The 17,606-nt window shown below is 68.3% G+C and carries 13 protein-coding genes; 5 read left to right on the plus strand and 8 right to left on the minus strand.

What is annotated here, in order from left to right; all coding sequences use genetic code 11:
* Nucleotides 1–6 precede the first annotated feature (6 nt).
* From ASF63_RS11930 to gabT, 6 genes are all read right to left on the minus strand, one after another.
* The gene (locus ASF63_RS11930) at nt 7–1,473 is read right to left on the minus strand and encodes an NAD-dependent succinate-semialdehyde dehydrogenase (protein ID WP_056514067.1); all 1,467 of its coding nucleotides are present in this window, start codon (nt 1,471–1,473) and stop codon (nt 7–9) included.
* A 31-nt stretch (nt 1,474–1,504) separates the two neighbouring features.
* Nucleotides 1,505–3,049 (minus strand): APC family permease, encoded by a 1,545-nt coding sequence (locus tag ASF63_RS11935; protein WP_056514068.1) that lies wholly within the window; start codon nt 3,047–3,049, stop codon nt 1,505–1,507.
* Nucleotides 3,049–3,933, minus strand: a complete 885-nt coding sequence (locus ASF63_RS11940) for a universal stress protein (RefSeq protein ID WP_056514070.1) — start codon at nt 3,931–3,933, stop codon at nt 3,049–3,051. Before ASF63_RS11940 ends, ASF63_RS11935 begins: the two co-directional genes overlap by 1 nt.
* Nucleotides 3,933–5,315: a flavin monoamine oxidase family protein gene (locus ASF63_RS11945; RefSeq protein WP_056514074.1), complete on the minus strand. Its 1,383-nt coding sequence runs from the start codon at nt 5,313–5,315 to the stop codon at nt 3,933–3,935. Before ASF63_RS11945 ends, ASF63_RS11940 begins: the two co-directional genes overlap by 1 nt.
* A 79-nt stretch (nt 5,316–5,394) precedes the next feature.
* Nucleotides 5,395–6,873 (minus strand): amino acid permease, encoded by a 1,479-nt coding sequence (locus tag ASF63_RS11950; protein ID WP_056514077.1) that lies wholly within the window; start codon nt 6,871–6,873, stop codon nt 5,395–5,397.
* 1 nt (nt 6,874) lies between these two features.
* A complete protein-coding gene (gabT, locus tag ASF63_RS11955) occupies nt 6,875–8,236 on the minus strand; it encodes a 4-aminobutyrate--2-oxoglutarate transaminase (protein ID WP_056514082.1) in 1,362 nt (453 codons plus the stop codon).
* A gap of 116 nt (nt 8,237–8,352) precedes the next feature.
* Between gabT and ASF63_RS11960 the strand changes: the two genes are divergently transcribed.
* The gene (locus ASF63_RS11960; protein ID WP_056514086.1) at nt 8,353–9,861 is read left to right on the plus strand and encodes a PucR family transcriptional regulator; all 1,509 of its coding nucleotides are present in this window, start codon (nt 8,353–8,355) and stop codon (nt 9,859–9,861) included.
* Nucleotides 9,862–10,300: 439 nt separating this feature from the next.
* On the opposite strand, the gene ASF63_RS11970 is transcribed toward ASF63_RS11960, so the two are convergent.
* Nucleotides 10,301–11,752 (minus strand): helix-turn-helix domain-containing protein, encoded by a 1,452-nt coding sequence (locus ASF63_RS11970; RefSeq protein ID WP_056514091.1) that lies wholly within the window; start codon nt 11,750–11,752, stop codon nt 10,301–10,303.
* A 136-nt stretch (nt 11,753–11,888) separates the two neighbouring features.
* Here ASF63_RS11970 and aceA point away from each other — a divergent pair, with 136 nt between their 5' ends.
* From aceA to ASF63_RS11990, 4 genes are all read left to right on the plus strand, one after another.
* Nucleotides 11,889–13,214 carry an isocitrate lyase gene (aceA, locus tag ASF63_RS11975; protein ID WP_056514094.1) on the plus strand — a complete coding sequence of 442 codons (1,326 nt, stop codon included), beginning with the start codon at nt 11,889–11,891 and terminating at the stop codon, nt 13,212–13,214.
* A gap of 126 nt (nt 13,215–13,340) precedes the next feature.
* Entirely contained in the window at nt 13,341–15,011 is a 1,671-nt protein-coding gene (aceB, locus tag ASF63_RS11980) for a malate synthase A (RefSeq protein ID WP_056514097.1), read from the plus strand.
* Between the two features lie 114 nt (nt 15,012–15,125).
* Nucleotides 15,126–15,506, plus strand: coding sequence for a hypothetical protein (locus ASF63_RS11985; RefSeq protein WP_056514101.1), 381 nt, complete (start codon nt 15,126–15,128; stop codon nt 15,504–15,506).
* A gap of 41 nt (nt 15,507–15,547) precedes the next feature.
* Complete coding sequence (locus ASF63_RS11990; protein ID WP_056514102.1) at nt 15,548–15,982, plus strand: hypothetical protein; 435 nt, start codon at nt 15,548–15,550, stop codon at nt 15,980–15,982.
* Between the two features lie 437 nt (nt 15,983–16,419).
* Here ASF63_RS11990 and ASF63_RS11995 read toward each other — a convergent pair whose 3' ends face one another.
* The gene (locus ASF63_RS11995; RefSeq protein ID WP_056514105.1) at nt 16,420–17,496 is read right to left on the minus strand and encodes an AraC family transcriptional regulator; all 1,077 of its coding nucleotides are present in this window, start codon (nt 17,494–17,496) and stop codon (nt 16,420–16,422) included.
* Nucleotides 17,497–17,606: the final 110 nt, after the last annotated feature.

The raw sequence follows: 17,606 nt of genomic DNA on the forward strand, positions 1-17,606 counted from the left end.
GACCGGTCAGGAGACCGGGATCAGCGTGTACTTGGTGGACAGGTACTCGTGGATGCCCTCGAGACCGCCCTCGCGGCCGACGCCGGACTGCTTGACGCCACCGAAGGGTGCGGCGGCGTTGGACACCACGCCCACGTTGAGACCCATCATGCCGGTCTCGAGCTTGTCGATCATGCGCTGTCCGCGCTGCAGGTTCTCGGTGAAGACGTACGAGACGAGCCCGTACTCGGTGTCGTTCGCGAGACGAACCGCGTCGTCCTCGGTGTCGAAGGTCGCGATCGCGAGCACCGGTCCGAAGATCTCCTCACGGAGGATCGCCGACCCTGCGACGACATCGGTGAGGACGGTGGGCTCGTAGAACGTGCCGGTGCCCTCGAGCGCCTTGCCGCCGGCGAGCAGCGTGGCACCGCGTTCCACGGCGTCGTCGACGAGCTCTCCGGCCTTCGCGACCGCGCCCTCATCGATGAGCGGTCCGATGGCGACGCCCTCTTCGGTGCCGCGGCCGATCTTCATGGCGTTGACCCGCTCGGTGACCTTGCGGGCGAACTCCTCGGCGACGCCCTTGTGCACGATGAAGCGGTTGGCGGCGGTGCATGCCTGGCCGATGTTGCGGAACTTCGCGGCCAGCGCGCCGTCCACGGCCTTGTCGAGGTCGGCATCGTCGAACACGACGAACGGGGCGTTGCCGCCCAGCTCCATCGACACGCGCAGCACGCCCTCGGCCGCCTGTGCGATGAGCTTGCGGCCCACCTCGGTCGAGCCGGTGAACGACAGCTTGCGCAGGCGCGGGTCGGCGATGATCGGGGCAGACAGCGCCGACGACTTCGAGGTCTGCACGACGTTGACGACGCCGGCGGGGAGCCCGGCCTTCTCGAGCAGCGACGTGAAGAAGATCGTCGTCAGCGGCGTGAGTGCCGGGGGCTTGATCACCACGGTGCAGCCTGCCGCGAGGGCGGGAGCGATCTTGCGCGTCGCCATCGCGAACGGGAAGTTCCACGGCGTCACGAAGAACGACGGACCGACGGGACGCTGCGAGACGACCATGTGGCCGGTGCCCTCGGGGTTGATGCCGTAGCGACCGCTGATGCGCACGGCCTCTTCGCTGAACCACCGAAGGAACTCGCCGCCGTAGGCGACCTCTCCGCGCGCCTCGGCGAGAGGCTTGCCCATCTCGAGCGTCATCAGCAGCGCGAGGTCTTCCTTGTGCTCCTGCACGAGGTCGAATGCGCGGCGCAGGATCTCGCTGCGAGTGCGGGGAGCGGTGGCTGCCCACGAGTCCTGCGCGGCCACGGCCGCATCCAGGGCGCGGATGCCGTCGCCGGGCGTCGCGTCGGCGATCGTGCGGATCACCGCACCGGTCGCAGGGTCCTGCACGTCGAACGTGCCGCCGGTCTCGCCGTCGATCCACTCTCCCCCGATGAAGAGGCCGGTGGGGATGCTGTCGAGCAGCGCCTGCTCTGTCTGAGTGCTCATGGAATCTCTTTCTGTGGGGACGTGGGTGGGGTCAGCGTCGGCGAACGCTCGCGGGAGCATCCATGCTGAGCGTCTCGCCGCGGAAGAACGCCGGGCGCTTGATCGACTGCCAGATCATGATGACGATGCCGATCACGATGATGCCGACGCCGAGGACGAACACGAGGCCGAGGCCGCCGATGCTCGAGCCGCTGCCGTAGGCAGGATCCATCGAGTCGATGAGCGTCGTCACGAACAGCACTGCGAGGATCGCGCCGCCGACGAGCGGGAACAGGAACGTGAAGAAGAAGCTCCTGGCCGAGTCGAACCACTGCTTGCGGAAGTACCAGACGCACGCGAACGCGGTGAGGCCGTAGTAGAAGCAGATCATCATGCCGAGCGAGAGGATCGTGTCGGTGAGCACGTTCTCGCTCACCAGGCGCATCACGGCGTAGAAGACGGATGCGACCACGGCAGAGACGATCGTCGAGTAGCCCGGCGTGAAGAAGCGCGGGCTCACCCGAGCGAACTTCTTCGGCAGGGCCCCGTAGTGCCCCATCGCCAGCAATGTGCGGGCAGGGCCGACGGCGGTCGACTGCAGAGATGCCGCCGAGCTCGAGAGCACCGCGAGCGACACGAGGAACGCCAGCGGTCCGAGGATCGGGTCGGACAGGGCGAAGAACACGTTCGCCGAGATGTCCTCGTTCGCGAGACCGTACTCGCCGGTGCCGACACCCGCGAACATGATCAGGCCGATCGCGAGCAGCAGGTACAGGGCGACGACGACCACGACGGTGACCATCGCGGCGCGACCAGGGGTCTTGGCCGGGTCCTTCGTCTCTTCATTCATGGTCAGGACGACGTCCCAACCCCAGAAGATGAAGATCGACAGCGACAGGCCCGCGGCGAAGGCGCTGAAGGACGGCACCTCGAACGGGTTGAACCACGACCACGAGAACGCGGTCGGCTCGGGGGCGTCTCCGTTGACGGCCTTGACGATCGCGACGGTCGCGAAGACGACGAGCACGAGCACCTGGAAACCGACCAGGATGTACTGGAACTTCTGCGTGGTCTGCATGTCGCGGTACGACACCAGCGTCGCCCCGAGCATGAAGAGCAGACAGACGACGACGTTGATGAACGGGTTGAAGGCGAGATCCGCGATCTCGGGGTTGCCGCTGAGCTGCGCGATCAGCAGGAAGAGGAATTCGACGGCGATGCCGGCGAGGTTCGACAGCACGATGACGGTCGCGGCGATCAGGCCCCAGCCGGTCATCCAGCCGATCCACGGGCCGAACGCTCGCACGCCCCAGGTGAACGACGTTCCGGAGTCCGGCATCATCCGGTTGAGCTCGCGATAGCCGAAGGCGGTCAAGAGCATCGGAATGAAGCCGACGAGCATGATCGCGGGCACCTGGGTGCCGACGACCGCGACCGTCGGTCCGAGCGATGCGGTGAGGGTGTATGCGGGCGCGATCGTGGACACGCCGATCACGACGGCTCCGAGGACGCCGACGGCACCTGCGCTGAGCCCCTTCTGGGAGATCCCGGTCGTCACACCGGATTCGGGCTCCGTCGCCCGGTTCGTGCTGCTCATCAGCGGACTCCTGCTTCGGCGCGGGTGCGCGGGACGACGATCATGGGTACGGGCAGTTCGTGCAGCATCTTCGCTGCGGTGGAGCCCAGGAACAGGCGGCGCGGCTGCGCCAGACGGCTGGAGCCGACGAGGACGACCTCACCGGGCAGCCACGAGAGGTTCGCGACGGCATCCTCGACGCTGTCACCCGGTGCCTCTTCGACCTCGGCCTTGAGCTCTTCGGGAAGAAGCCCCTTCGCGAGGGCGAGAACGTCGTGTGCATGCGCCTCTCCTACCACGCGGATCGCACCGGTGTCGAGACCGGGCGGCACGTCGAACGGCACGAGGGAGACCAGACGCAGACCGACGCGGGACTCGGTCGCGATCGCCGCAGCCTCGTCGAGCAGGTTGTCTGCTCCTGCGCGGTTGCCGACGGCTGCCGTCACCCGAGGCAGGACGTGGTCGTCCTCGTCGGCGGTGCCCGCCGGGGCGAGTGCGACGGGGATGGTCGACGAGTGCAGCAGCTCCGAGGCGACGCTGCCGAGACGGTGGCGGCCGAAGATGCTGCCGCCGGCGGTCCCGATGACGATCAGTCGGGCGTCGAACTCCTCACCCGCGGCGATCAGCCCCTCGGCGAAGGACTCGCCGAAGCGCACGTGACCCGTACGGGTCAGCTCCTGCGGCAGGCGCACGACCGCATCCTCGAGCCACTCCTTCGCCTGTCGGCGGATGTGGTCCTCGTAGGCCCGCTCCGGAGGCACCGCCGCGCTGCGGGTGCCCTCCGAGGGCAGCACGATCACGAGGTGCAGAACAGCCCCGAGGCTGCGTGCGAGCCGCGCGCCCAGAGCCGCGGCATCCGCACCCGCATCCGTCGCCGTGTAGCCGACGACGACTGCGCCGGTCATCAGCCGACCTCGGCGGTGTCGCCGGCGGCGCGGCTCGAGTCGACGATGTTCGAGGCCACGAGGTGGCCCATGCGGATCGCGCCGTCGACGTGCTGGTAGCCGGCGCCCGCGAGATCGCTGCACGCGAAGTGGATCGGGCCGACGGTCGAGCGCAGGTCTGCGCCGTAGCGGTGCAGGCCCCCCATGTCGAAGCTCGCCGCGTACGCGCCGCGGGTCCACTCCTCGGTGCCCCAGTCGCTCTCGTAGTAGACGACGGGGTTCTTGGCCTCGGGTCCGTAGTAGTGCGACAGCGACTCGAGGATGCGCTCCTTGCGCTCCTCGGCCGTGAGCGTGAAGAGGTCATCGGCGTTCTGGTCGCTGACGAAGCCGACCAGGGTGCCGCGCTCGTCTGCGTGGTTCGTGTTGTCGTACGCCTCGTGCGCCAGCTCGTACGGGCTGAACGCAGTGCCGCTGAGGCCCTGCTCGCGCCAGAACGGACGGTCGTAGACGGCGTGCACCTTGATGACGAAGCCCATCGAGATGTGCTGGTGCATCTGGTGCTGACGACGCGGCAGCGGCGGCACGAAGGCGATGCGGCTGTAGAGCACCGGCGCGTGTGCGAGGATCGCGAACCGCGCGCGCACGGTGAGCTCGTCGGTCGTGGCGGTCACGCCGTCGGCGCCCCACTCGAGCGAGCGCACCGGCTGGTTGAGGTAGACGTCGTCGCCGAGGCGCTCGGCCAGCAGCAGCGGCACCTTCTGCAGGCCGCCGACGACGCGCTTGTCGAGAATGAAGTCGGCGTCGACGAGGTTCGAGTAGGAACCTGCGGATGCCGCCATCAGCAGCGACTGCAGCAGCGAGAACGAGTGCGTGGGCTTGGTGAGCATCGCGGATCCCGTGGCGAAGGCCAGGTTGCGCACGGCCTCATCGTCATCGGTCTGCGCTCGCAGCCAGGCATCCCAGGTGACCGAGTCCCACTCCTTGGCGTTCGCGTGCTCCCACGGACGATCGGGGTCGATCTCGGCGACCATGGCGTCGAGGCGTTCGGTGATCTCGGCGATGACCGCCTCGGTCGCAGCCGACACCGGGAACATCTCGCCGGTGAAGCGGTGCGTCTGACCGTCGGGGCCGACGTACACGCTGTCGCCCTCGCGGTAACGGCTGTAGGTCTCGAGCCCCAGCTCCTCGATGGTGTCCTTCAGCGCGTCCTGATCGGGCGAGACCCACTGTCCGCCGATCTCGAGCATGGCGCCGTCGATGACATCGGTCCACAGACGGCCTCCGACGCGGTCGCGGGCCTCCAGGACGGCGACCGACAGGCCGGCCTTGCGCAGGTCGTTCGCCGCCGTGAGCCCTGCGGCTCCCGCACCGACGATCAGCACGTCACGGGTGATCTCAGCCATCTGCTTCTCCTTCGTTGGAAAGGGGTAGTGCCGGTCGCGATCCGAAATCCCCCGATACGAATCGCGACCGGACGTCTGTTCAGGTCGCGACGGCGTCGCTTCCCGATGTCTCGGTCGCCTGTGCGGCGTTGCGCTTGGTGAGATTGCGACGCACGAACGGCCAGAAAAGCACGAGCACGCCGGTGGCGATGAGGCTCGTCCAGACCTGGGTGCGTCCGCCCTCGGTCGTGAGCATCACCACGAGCACTGCGGCGATGCAGGTGATCAGCACGATGTTGAGCCACGGGTGCAGCCACATCTTCAGCTTGAGGTTCGCGACCTCCTCCGGCGTCATCTTCTGACGCAGCCGCCACTGGGTCAGCGCGATGAAGACGTAGACGAACAGCGCGACGAGACCCGCCGAATTCATGATGAAGTCGAAGATGCCCGAGCCGGGTGTGAAGAAGTTCACGAGGGTGGCGATGAGGCCGCCGATGGTCGAGGCGAGCAGCGCCATGACGGGCACGCCGCTCTTCGACTTCTTCGTCATGATCTTCGGCGCGAAGCCCTGCTCGGCCAGCGCCGAGAACATGCGCGATGCGGAGTACAGGCCGGAGTTCAGCACCGAGATCACGGCGGTGAAGATGACGAGCTGCATGATGATGCTCGCGCCGGGGATGCCGAACTGCTCGAGCGCGTACGTGAACGGCGCGTTGGCGACATCGGTCGGCACGGGGAGCTCGTCCCACGGCACGACGGTGACGATGATGAGCACGGATCCGACGAAGAACAGCAGGATGCGCCAGATGATCGTGCTCGTCGCCTGACGGATGCCCTTGGCCGGATCCTCGGACTCGGCCGACGCCATCACGGCGATCTCCGTGCCGAAGTACGAGAAGATCACCAGCGCGACACCGGTGAAGGCGACGCCGTAGCCGTTCGGGGCGAAGCCGCCGTGCTCCCAGAGGTTCGATACCGAGACCTCGGAGTTCGGCCAGAGTCCGAAGGCGAAGAGCAGACCGGCGCCGAGGAACACGACGATCGCGAGCACCTTGATGCTGGCGAGCCAGAACTCGACCTCGCCGAATGTGCGGACCGAGATGACGTTGGTTCCGACGAAGATCGCGATGAGGATCAGCGACCAGGCCCAGGACGGCACCACCGGGAACCAGCTGGCCATCGTCTCGCCGCCGAGAACCGCCTCGTAAGCGAGAACGCCGACCCAGAAGTACCAGTACAGCCAGCCCACGAGGTAGGCGGCCCAGTTGCCGAGGCCGACCCTGGCGTACTCCATGAACGAGCCGATGGCCGGACGCGATGCCGCCATCTCGCCGAGCATCCGCATCGCCAGGAATACCAGCAGGCCGCCGATGAGGTACGACAGCACGGCCGCGGGCCCCACGGCGCGGATGACGTTGCCCGATCCGACGAACAGGCTCGCGCCGATGATCCCGCCGAGCGTGATCATCGTGACGTGACGGGACCGCAGCTTCTTCGTGCGCGGGTTCGCGCCGGCGAAACCGGCCGACGTCTCAGGGGAGACGGGCCGATCCCACTGCGATTCCGGTTGGGTCGACATGTCAGGCCGCAGCGAGCGCCGCAGCGACGACGTCGAGGCCCTCGTTCAGCAGATCGTCGCCGATCGCGAGCGGCGGCAGGAAGCGGATGACATTGCCGTAGGTGCCGCAGGTGAGGACGATGACGCCCTGGGCGACGCACGCCTTGGCGACAGCTGCGGTGAGTGCGGCATCCGGCGCCTTGGTCTCGGGATCGACGAACTCGGCCGCGATCATCGCACCGTGTCCGCGGATGTCGCCGATGCGGGCATCCTGCTGCTGCATGGCTGCGAGGCGTGTCGTGAGGATCTCGCCGATCTCGCGGGCCCGCTCGATCACGCCGTCGTTCTCGAAGACGTCGATCGCGGCGAGCGCTGCGGCACAGGCGATCGGGTTGCCGCCGTAGGTGCCGCCGAGGCCGCCCGAGTGCGAGGCGTCCATGATCTCTGCGCGGCCGGTGACGGCGGCGAGCGGCAGGCCGCCCGCGATGCCCTTGGCCGTGGTGATGAGGTCGGGCTCGATGCCGAAGATCTCGCTCGCGAACATGTGCCCGGTGCGGGCGAAGCCCGTCTGCACCTCGTCGGCGATGAAGACGACGCCGTTCGCGCGGCACCATTCGGCGATCGCCGGCAGGAAGCCCTCGGCGGGGACGATGAAGCCGCCCTCGCCCTGGATCGGCTCGATGATCACGGCGGCGAGGTTGTCGGCACCGATCTGCTTCTCGAGCTGGAGGATGACGCGGGATGCCGCCTCGGGGCCTGCGAGCCCGTCGCGGAACGGGTACGACATCGGTGCGCGGTACACCTCGGGCGCGAACGGGCCGAACCCGCTCTTGTAGGGCATCGACTTGGCGGTCAGCGCCATGGTGAGGTTGGTGCGGCCGTGGTAGCCGTGGTCGAAGGCGACGACCGCCTGGCGACCGGTGTGCTTGCGGGCGATCTTGATCGCGTTCTCGACGGCCTCGGCGCCGGAGTTGAACAGCGCGCTCTTCTTCGCGAAGTCGCCGGGGGTGAGGCGGTTGAGGGCCTCGGCGACCTCGATGTACGACTCGTACGGCGAGATCATGAAGCAGGTGTGCGTGAACTGCGCGGCCTGAGCGGCGACGGCTGCGGCGACCTTCGGGTGCGCGTTGCCGACCGTGGTCACGGCGATGCCGGATCCCAAGTCGATGAGCGAGTTGCCGTCGGCGTCGACGACCACTCCTCCGCCTGCGGCGACGGCCGCGACGGGAACAGTGTGCCCGACACCCGCTGCCACGGCGTCTGCCTTGCGTGCGAGGATCTCCGCCGACCGGGGGCCGGGAAGGTCTGTCACGAGGCGACGCTCCTGGGGGAGCTCGGGTCCGCCGAGGGGAACTGCAACAGCTGCGTTGTCGAGGAGTGCCATGTGGGCGAGCGTACGACTCGAACATCGACCGCCGCATTCGCCCAGCTGTACAATCTGATCGAGATCATCGCCGGGCCGTACAAAGACCGGTCACGAGATGGAGATGGAGAACCTGCATGGATGCCGCAGAGCAGCCCACTCTTCGCGCACTCCTCAGCCGTCGCGACCTCGGTCTGGGGCTCGTCTCGGCAGAGACCGATCTCCCGCTCGGCGCGGTGGATCGCCCACTGCGCTGGGTGCACAGCTCCGACCTCGCCGACCCCACGCCCTTCCTCGCGGAAGACCTCGCACTGCTGACAACCGGCACCCAGTTCGACGCCGGCATCGACGTCGAGCTGTACGTCGGGCGCCTGTCCGACCGAGGTGTGCTCGGCCTCGGATTCGGCACGGACGTGCACCGCGCCGGCATCCCCGACGAACTCGTCACCGAGTGCGCGCGCCGAGGGATCCCGCTGTTCGAGGTGCCCTACCGCACGCCGTTCATCGCCGTCGCCCGTGCGCATTCCGAGGCGATCGCGGCTCAGGCGTATGCCCGCAGGTCATGGGCGCTCGACACGCAGCGTGCACTGGCGCTCGCCGCGCTCCGCCCGCACGGACTGGACGCGACCGTCGCCGAGCTCGGCCGCCGCCTCGGAGTCTGGGTCGGCATGTACGACGCATCCGGTGCCCTGCAGCTGTCGCATCCGCGGGCGTCCGTCTCGACGGACCGCCTGACAGCACTCGGCGAGCGCGCCACCGAGATCCTCACCCGCGGACTCGAAGCAGGGCAGTCGCTCACGATCGACGAGCAGACGTTCATGCTGTTCACGGTCGGCCGCGGCGGGCAGCTGCGCGGCGTGATCGCGCTCGCGGTCGACGCACTCGATTCCGAGGCCCGCACGGTCGTGACATCGGTCATCGCGATGGCGGGGCTCGCGCTCGAGCAGAGCGACCAGCTCGCCCGCAGTCGACGCAAGCTCAACTCTCAGCTTCTCAGCTCGCTGCTCGACGACGACCCGTCCCTCGCCAGGAGGGTGCTCGGCAGCATGCCCGCGGCGCCCGTCGTGGTGGCCATCGCCGCCGATGCCCCAGCCGGCCCTCTGACCGACTGGTGGGAGCGGCGGCGCTCCGAGCACGGCACCGCGAGCTTCCTCGCGGAATCGGCGGAGGGCGTCGTGCTCTGCCTGTCGATGACCGATGAGGCGCTGCTCGACGAGATCGCGATCCGCTTCGGCATCCGCATCGGCGCCTCGGGGTCGGAATCGTACGACGCGTTCTCGCGCGCGCACGCACAGGCCCTCGCGGCATTGCGCCAGCAGTCGGAGGCGGGGGTGTTCCACTTCGCGGACGCCGCGGGATCCAGCATCCTCAGCGCACTCGCCACCGACGAGGCACGCCTGGTCGCCGAGTCGCGCCTCGCGCCGTTGCGCGACCACGATGCGCGATCGGGCGGCGACCTCGAACGCTCCCTGCGCACGTGGCTGGAGCACGATGCGAAGTCCGATCCGGCGGCCGCTGCTCTCGGCGTGCACCGTCACACGCTGCGGTCGCGGATCACGCAGGCCGGTGCCCTGCTCGGCAGCGATCTGTCGTCGTTCCCCGCCCGCGCAGAGCTGTGGGCGCTGCTGCAGACCGCGCGGGATTAGACGATCGATGTCATGACCCCGCCGGCGCCGCTCGAGGGTGCCGGCGCCAGCGCTCCTCGGCATGCATCTCGTCGATGATCGCCGGGTCGGTTCGCAGATATCGCGAGCCGACGCGCGGCCTTCCGCCGTCCATCCGCGACAGAAAGACATGCTTCTCATCGATGAATGCAGTGAGAACGTCCGCCCATCCGACCGTGTGAGTGCGACTCAAACACCGTGTCGACACCGACCCATGCCACTCGGCGACGAGAGCCGAACACCATGACACCGGGACCCACCATCGCATCCACGAATCTGCGGCGGACGACCGATGAATGTGCGGCGCCGCCGCAATCCGGACACTCCCCCGAGACTCACCGTCTCAGGGTAGCCGCGGCTCGGGCATCGGTGGCCGTCGCAGTCTTTCCACAGAAGCCGGAGGTGCCGACGCCCTGAACCGTCACCGCGGCGCGTGCGCCTCGAGGAACTCGTACACGTCGGTCGTGTCCACGCCAGGGAAGGCCCCCGTCGGCAGAGTCGCCAGCAGGGTGCGGGGCGTCTTCACGTTCGGCCAGGAGTTCTCGCGCCACCGCCCCTCGAGGTCGGCCGGCGCCCTGCGGCAGCACACCTCGACCGAATGCTTCGAGACCCCCCGGTGCGGCGTGTCCCGGCCGACGAACCACTTGGTGTCATCGAAGCGCACGCCCACGCTGACCGAGTGCAGCCCTTCACTCGACGCCTCGACGCGGGCCGTGCACCAGTAGGTGCCGTTGCCCGTGTCGGTGTACTGGTAATAGGGGTTGAACCGGTCGTCCTCGTCAAACACCACGCGACTCGTCCAGCGACGGCAGCACATCTGGCCCTCGATCGAGCCGAGCCGATCGGTCGGGAAGTTCACGTCGTCGTTCTCGTACGCCTTCGTGATCGTGCCCGACTCGTGCACCTTGAGGAAATGGACGGGGATGTCGAGATGACGGGTCGCGAGATTCGTGAAGCGGTGCGCCGCGGTCTCGTATGAGACCGAGTAGGCATCTCGCAGGTCCTCTATCGAGATCGCCCTGCGTGCTTTCGCGTCCTTCAACGCGGGAACGACGTGTGCCTCGGGCACGAGCAGCGCGCCGGTGAGGTAGTTCGTCTCAACCCGCTGGCGTAGGAACTCGGCATAGCTGCGCGGCTCCGAATGGCCGAGGATGCGGCTCGACAGCGCCTGGAGCACTGCTGTCCGCGCATCGCCTTTCGCCGGAACACTGCTCGACAGGTACAGCCGCCCGTTCGCGAGGTCGGCGACACTGCGCGTGGTCTGCGGCAGATCAGGCGCGTAGTGGAGGGTGAATCCCAAGTACGCGGCGATCTCGGATGCGGTCCGCTGGGTGAGCGGGCCGCCCGGATGCCCGACCGCCGCGAGTATCTCGGCCGCCTTCGCCTCGAGGTCGGCGAAATGGTTGTCCTGCCGTCGCATCAGGTGACGCAGCTCGACGTTCGCGCGCCGGGCCTCCTCCGGTGTGGCGGCCCGCTCGTCCTTGAGCCGGTCGATCTCACCGTGCAGCGCGAGCAGCGCCTTGAGAGCATCCGTCGGCATGCTCTTGGCGATCCGGAACGGCTCGATCCCCAGCGCCTGGAAGGTCTGGCCCTTCATGGCGCGTTCGAGGGCGATCTCGATCGCGCTGCGCTCGTCGAGCGGCTCACCCTCGAGAAGCGCATCGATCGTGACGCCGAGCGCACGTGCGATCGCCTGCAGCTGGGTGAGCTTCGGTTCGCGCTTGCCCGTCTCGATCATCGACATCTGGCTCGGGGCCCGCTCGACGGCCGCCGCGAGGTCGTCGAGGGTCATCCCGCGCGCCGTGCGCAACTGACGGATGCGTCGCCCGATCGTGAGGGCGTCGGCGTCTTCTTCGACCGCTGAGGTGCTCATGAGGCCGATTCTGTCACAGAAACAGAATTTCCGGTGATCTTCACACGCAGATCGGTCGGTCGAGCGCGACTTCTTCACCCACAGTGGAAACACGCCACCCGGCTTCACGGTCCGGGCATCCAACGGAGGAGACACCATGACGAACACCGATCAGAACCACACCCCTCGCCCCGCAGGTCTGCGCGCCGGCGACCAGGTTCAGACGGCCGCCGAGCTCCGGGAGATCTGGGAGACCGATCCCCGTTGGGACGGTGTCGAGCGCACCTATTCGGCCGAAGACGTCATCCGCATCCGCGGGTCGGTGCGCGAGGACTCCACCCTCGCCCACCGCGGAGCCGAGAACCTCTGGAACCTCCTGCACACCGAGGACTACGTGCGGGCTCTCGGCGCCTACACCGGCGGCCAGGCCGTGCAGCAGGTGCGTGCGGGCCTCAAGGCGATCTACCTCTCGGGCTGGCAGGTCGCGGCCGACGGCAACCTCGCCGGCCAGACCTACCCCGACCAGTCGCTCTACCCCGCCAACTCGGTGCCGGCGGTCGTGCGTCGCATCAACAACGCGCTGATCCGTCAGGACCAGCTCGAGCACGCCGAGGGCGACGTCACCCAGGACTGGCTCGCCCCGATCGTCGCCGATGCCGAGGCCGGGTTCGGCGGGCCGCTCAACGCCTACGAGCTCGCGCAGTCGCTGATCCAGGCTGGCGCCGCGGCGATCCACTGGGAAGACCAGCTCGCGAGCGAGAAGAAGTGCGGCCACCTGGGCGGCAAGGTGCTCGTGCCCACCCAGCAGCACATCCGCACGCTGAACGCAGCACGCCTCGCGGCCGACGTGGCAGGTGTCCCGACGGTCATCATCGCCCGGACGGATGCTCTCGCCGCCGACCTGCTCACCAGCGACGTCGACGAGCGCGATCAGCAGTTCACCACCGGCGAGCGCACCGCCGAGGGCTTCTACCGCATCCGTCCCGGCATCGAGTCGGTCATCAGCCGCGGACTCGCGTTCGCTCCATACGCCGATCTGCTGTGGGTCGAGACGGGTGAGCCCGACATCGAGCTGGCTCGTGAGTTCGCCGCGGCCATCCACGCGCAGTTCCCCGGCAAGCTGCTCGCGTACAACTGCTCGCCGAGCTTCAACTGGAAGCGCCACCTGTCGGACGCCGAGATCGCGACGTTCCAGCAGGAGCTGGCTGATCTGGGCTACAAGTTCCAGTTCATCACGCTCGCCGGCTTCCACGCCCTGAACCACTCGATGTTCGACCTCGCCCGCGGCTACGCCGAGCGCGCCATGAGCGCGTACGTCGAGCTGCAGGAGGCCGAGTTCGCCGCCGAGGCGAACGGCTACACCGCCACCAAGCACCAGCGCGAGGCGGGCACCGGCTACTTCGACGTCATCTCCACCGCGCTCAACCCCGACAGCGCGACCCTCGCCCTCGCCGGCTCCACCGAAGCCGCGCAGTTCCACTGATCCGCACCGCGTTTCGTCTCGGTGCTCCGCCCCTCGCTCAACGACCGACCACCCACCCGGTCGTTGAGCGAGGACAGCGAAGCCGACCGAGACGAAACGCACCCACTCACCTAAAGGACTCAGATCATGACCACTCCCACCGCTCCCCCGACCACCGCTCCGATCCAGACCACGCAGCAGGGTCCGGCGATCACCATCACCGGCCCCCAGCGCGAGCGCTACGACGAGATCCTCACCCCCGAGGCGATCGCGTTCCTCACCGAGCTGCACCACCGGTTCGCCTCCCGACGCCACGACCGGCTGGCCGACCGGATGCGTCGGCGGTTCGAGATCGGCAACGGCCACGATCCCCGATTCCGCGACGACACCGCGCACATCCGCCAGGATGCCGAGTGGCGCGTCGCCGGTGCGGGCCCCGGCCTCGAGGACCGCCGCGTCGAGATCACCGGTCCAACGGACCCGAAGATGACGATCAACGCCCTGAACTCGGGCGCTCGCGTCTGGCTCGCAGACCAGGAGGACGCGACCAGCCCCACGTGGAAGAACGTCATCGAGGGCCAGCTGTCGCTCCGCGACGCGATCCGCGGCGAGCTCTCCTTCACGGGCCCGTCGACCGAGTCGGGGCCGGGCAAGGAATACCGCGTCACCGCCGAGCGCACTCCCACCATCGTGATGCGCCCCCGCGGATGGCACCTGCCCGAGAAGCACCTGCAGTTCACCGATCGGGCGGGGCGACGCACCGCGGCATCCGGTTCGCTCGTGGACTTCGGCCTGTACTTCCTGCACAACGCGAAGGAGCTCATCGCGAACGGGCGCGGACCGTACTTCTACATCGCGAAGCTGGAGTCGAGCGAGGAGGCGAAGCTGTGGGACGACGTGTTCTCGTTCAGCGAGGAGTACATCGGCATCCCGCACGGCACGATCCGCGCCACGGTGCTCATCGAGACACTGCCCGCCGCGTTCGAGATGGACGAGATCCTCTACGAGCTGCGCGACCACTGCGCAGGCCTCAACGCCGGACGCTGGGACTACATCTTCTCGATCATCAAGAACTACCGCGGTCGCGGCGCCCGCTTCGTGCTCCCCGATCGCAGTGAGGTCACGATGACGGTGCCGTTCATGCGGGCATACACCGAGCTGCTCGTGCAGACCTGCCACAAGCGGGGCGCCTACGCGATCGGAGGCATGAGCGCCTTCATCCCCAACCGTCGCGACCCCGAGGTCACGGAGCGGGCGTTCGAGAAGGTCTCGGCCGACAAGAAGCGCGAGGCCGGCGACGGATTCGACGGCACGTGGGTGGCCCACCCCGATCTGATCCCCACGGCACAGGCGGAGTTCGATGCCGTGCTCGGGGAGCGACCGAACCAGGTCGACCGTCAGCGCCCCGAGGTCACGGTGACCGCGGCGCAGCTGCTCGACGTGCACATCGGGCGGCCGATCACGGCCCGCGGCGTGCGCGACAACGTCTCGGTCGCGATCCGCTACCTCGAGGCGTGGTTGCGCGGCCTGGGCGCCGTCGCCATCGACAACCTGATGGAGGATGCCGCCACCGCCGAGATCAGCCGCTCGCAGGTGTGGCAGTGGATCCACCAGGACCGCACCACCGAAGACGGCACACCGATCACTGCCGAGTACATCGAGAGCCTGATCCGCGATGTGCTCGCTCAGGCGACACGATCTGCCGGTGACCGATTCGACGACGCGGCGGAGATCTTCCGCGATGTCGCGCTGCAGGAGGAGTTCCCGGCGTTCCTCACGCTCGGCGCGTACAGCCGCTTCCTCGTCGACGAGGACTGACTCACACTGCACAGAAGCCCCTCGAATGCCGCGATCCGGCATCCGAGGGGCTCTGCCGTTCCGCCCTGTGGACAACCGGGTTCGAGCGTCTCCGCCCCGCCCTACGCTCGCGGGATGCCGACACCTACTCCCCCTTCCGAACACGCTCTCCGCGTCCGCCGCACCGCCTCGCTCAGCCTCAGTTCCGCGTCGCTCGCGCTCACCCTGCTGACGGCGATCCCGATCGCCCTGGTCCTGTTCGGCTTCGAGGAGACCGCTGTTCTCCCTCTTCCCATCGAGCTCGTTCGTCCATCCCATACCATCGCGGTCGCGACGGGCGCGGTCGGGCTCGTGCTCGGCGGAAACCTGCCACTCGAGGGCGTCCCCAGACCGAGACTCCCGGTGCAACTGGGGGTGGCGGCGCTCCTCACCGCCGGCACGTCGATGGTGCTGCTGGCGATGCCCGTGCTCCTCATGGTCGCCTCCATGCTCGCCGGCCTACTGACCATGTTCTGACCGGCGGCGCCTGCGATCACAGGCGGGCGTAGCCTGAGATCATGAGCGACGCCTGGTCCGATATCTCCGCCGAGTTCCTGCACCTGTACCCGCGCGGACGCCGCCTGCTGGTCGTCGCGGGAGCGGATGCCGAGCGTTCACGCCACGCGGCCGACGGGCTCGCCGCAGCTCTCATCACCGCGGGGCAACAGGTCGAGCGCCAGCACACGACCGACGGCGACGAGCAGGTTCTGCGCACCGATGTCATCGCTCCGTTTCGAGAGTCCCCCGACAGCGGCAGCGTGCTCGTGGTCTCGGGTCCGCCCGCGCTGCTGAGTGAGACCGCGCGCGGTCTCTGGAACTTCATCGTCTGGCAGCTCGCCGGAGACGAGGCTCCGCATGCGATTGCCTCGGCGCTCGTCGACGTGACCGACCCCGCGAATCCGACTCGGCGCTTCGCGGACTACTGCGCGCTTCCCTCGTCGTTCGGTTCCTGACGCGAACCCTGGGGTTCGCGGGTGCTTCGGTTCCCCCGACCGAAGCACCCGCACGTCCACCCGTTCTCCCGCGGGTGGTCCGTCGTGCCCGGCGCTCACGCGCCTGTCCCCGAGCTTCCGGACGGGCGGTCCACCACGTCCGGAAGCCGTGACAGCCGACGATCCCGGAGCCGGAGCTCCGTCGCCATCTGCCGTCATGACCCGCCTGGGGACACGGGCAGGCCCAGGTTAGAGCCGCGCTCCCCGGTCTCGAGGTGCGGGAGCGCGTTACGTCACATGCTGCGCGTTACGCGGCACTCAGCACTCGCGTTGGCACGAGATTCGCGATCACCCGTCACCCTGCGCACGCCTCGTCGACACTGATCTGCGGGCGCGCCGAACACCCCTGTCCGCTCACTCCGGCCGCTCACGGCAGCCACGTCGAGCAGACGATCGGATCAGAGCGATGACCCTGCCTGCTCGTCGCTGAGCAGCATGGCCTCTGCGAGGCGCGGCGGCCGGGCGCGCGCAGAGAGACGGAAAGCACTGGGGCTGTGGCCGACATGGCGCGAGAACTGGGCGCGCAGCGCCGCTGCGTCGGTGAATCCGGATCGCTCGGCGACCGTGGTGAGGTCCTGCGGGGGAACCGACAGCAGTTCCTCTCGAGCGGTCACCAGCCGCCGTCGCAACAGCCTCGACGCGAGACTCTCGTCGGTTCCCGCGTAGAGCCGGAACAACTGGCGTCGACTGACGTGCAGCTCGGCGGCGAGCTCCTCGATCCCGAATGCCGCATCGCGATGGCGCCGCTCGATGATCCTGCCGGCCTCGGCCCGCAGCTCGCTCGCTCTGTCCGTCTCGCCGTCACCGGGGAACTGCCGGAACAACCCGCGCACCAGTGCGAGGAGCGCGGCCTCGGTGCCGGCGAGCGCCCCCACCCCCTGGTCGGGGTCCTGAGCCCATTCGAACAGCATCCTCGCAAGAGCCGCACCCGCAGCCCTGGTGAGCGGGGTGTCCGGGAACATGTCCGCTCCCCTGGCCAGCACGTGTCGATAACCGGCGATCGCGGCTGCGGGCACCACGACGCCCGTGGTGTTCGTCACGCCGAACTGCTCGACCGCCGACGCTCCGAGGCTCGACATGAAGCCCACCCGCCCCACGCTCATGAGCTGGACACCTGACGCAGTGTGCAGGCGTTGCCCGCCCTGACCCACCATCCCGATGATGACGATGTCGTCGTCTTCGGGGGTGGCGCGGTCGTATCTCACCGTGTGCGCTGTCTCGAGGGTGCTGTAGAGCATCGTCGCGCCGATCGATCGACGCAGGAGCGCAGCCTCGAATGCATCGGGGTCGTCTGCTGTCATCGATCCGAAGTTCGACAGCTGCATCATGCCGAGTCGCCCGTCGAGACGGATCACCTGTCCCGCGAACCAGCCGGGCGGCGCGATCTGCGGATCATGGCCCAACGGCGGCCAGGATCCACCGGCGAGCCGACCGAGCCAGGCAGTCAACTCCGCATCGTCGATCACTCGCTCCATAGCAACCCCCATCGGATGCGCGCCGCATCCGCAGCGACCGCTCCGTCCCCGCCCTCACCCTATGGACGCAGGGAAAACCGAGCAATATACATTCGTCCGACGTCAGGGAA

Origin of the sequence: Microbacterium sp. Leaf320, from assembly GCF_001423485.1 — a bacterium.
Classification (GTDB): Bacteria; Actinomycetota; Actinomycetes; order Actinomycetales; family Microbacteriaceae; genus Microbacterium.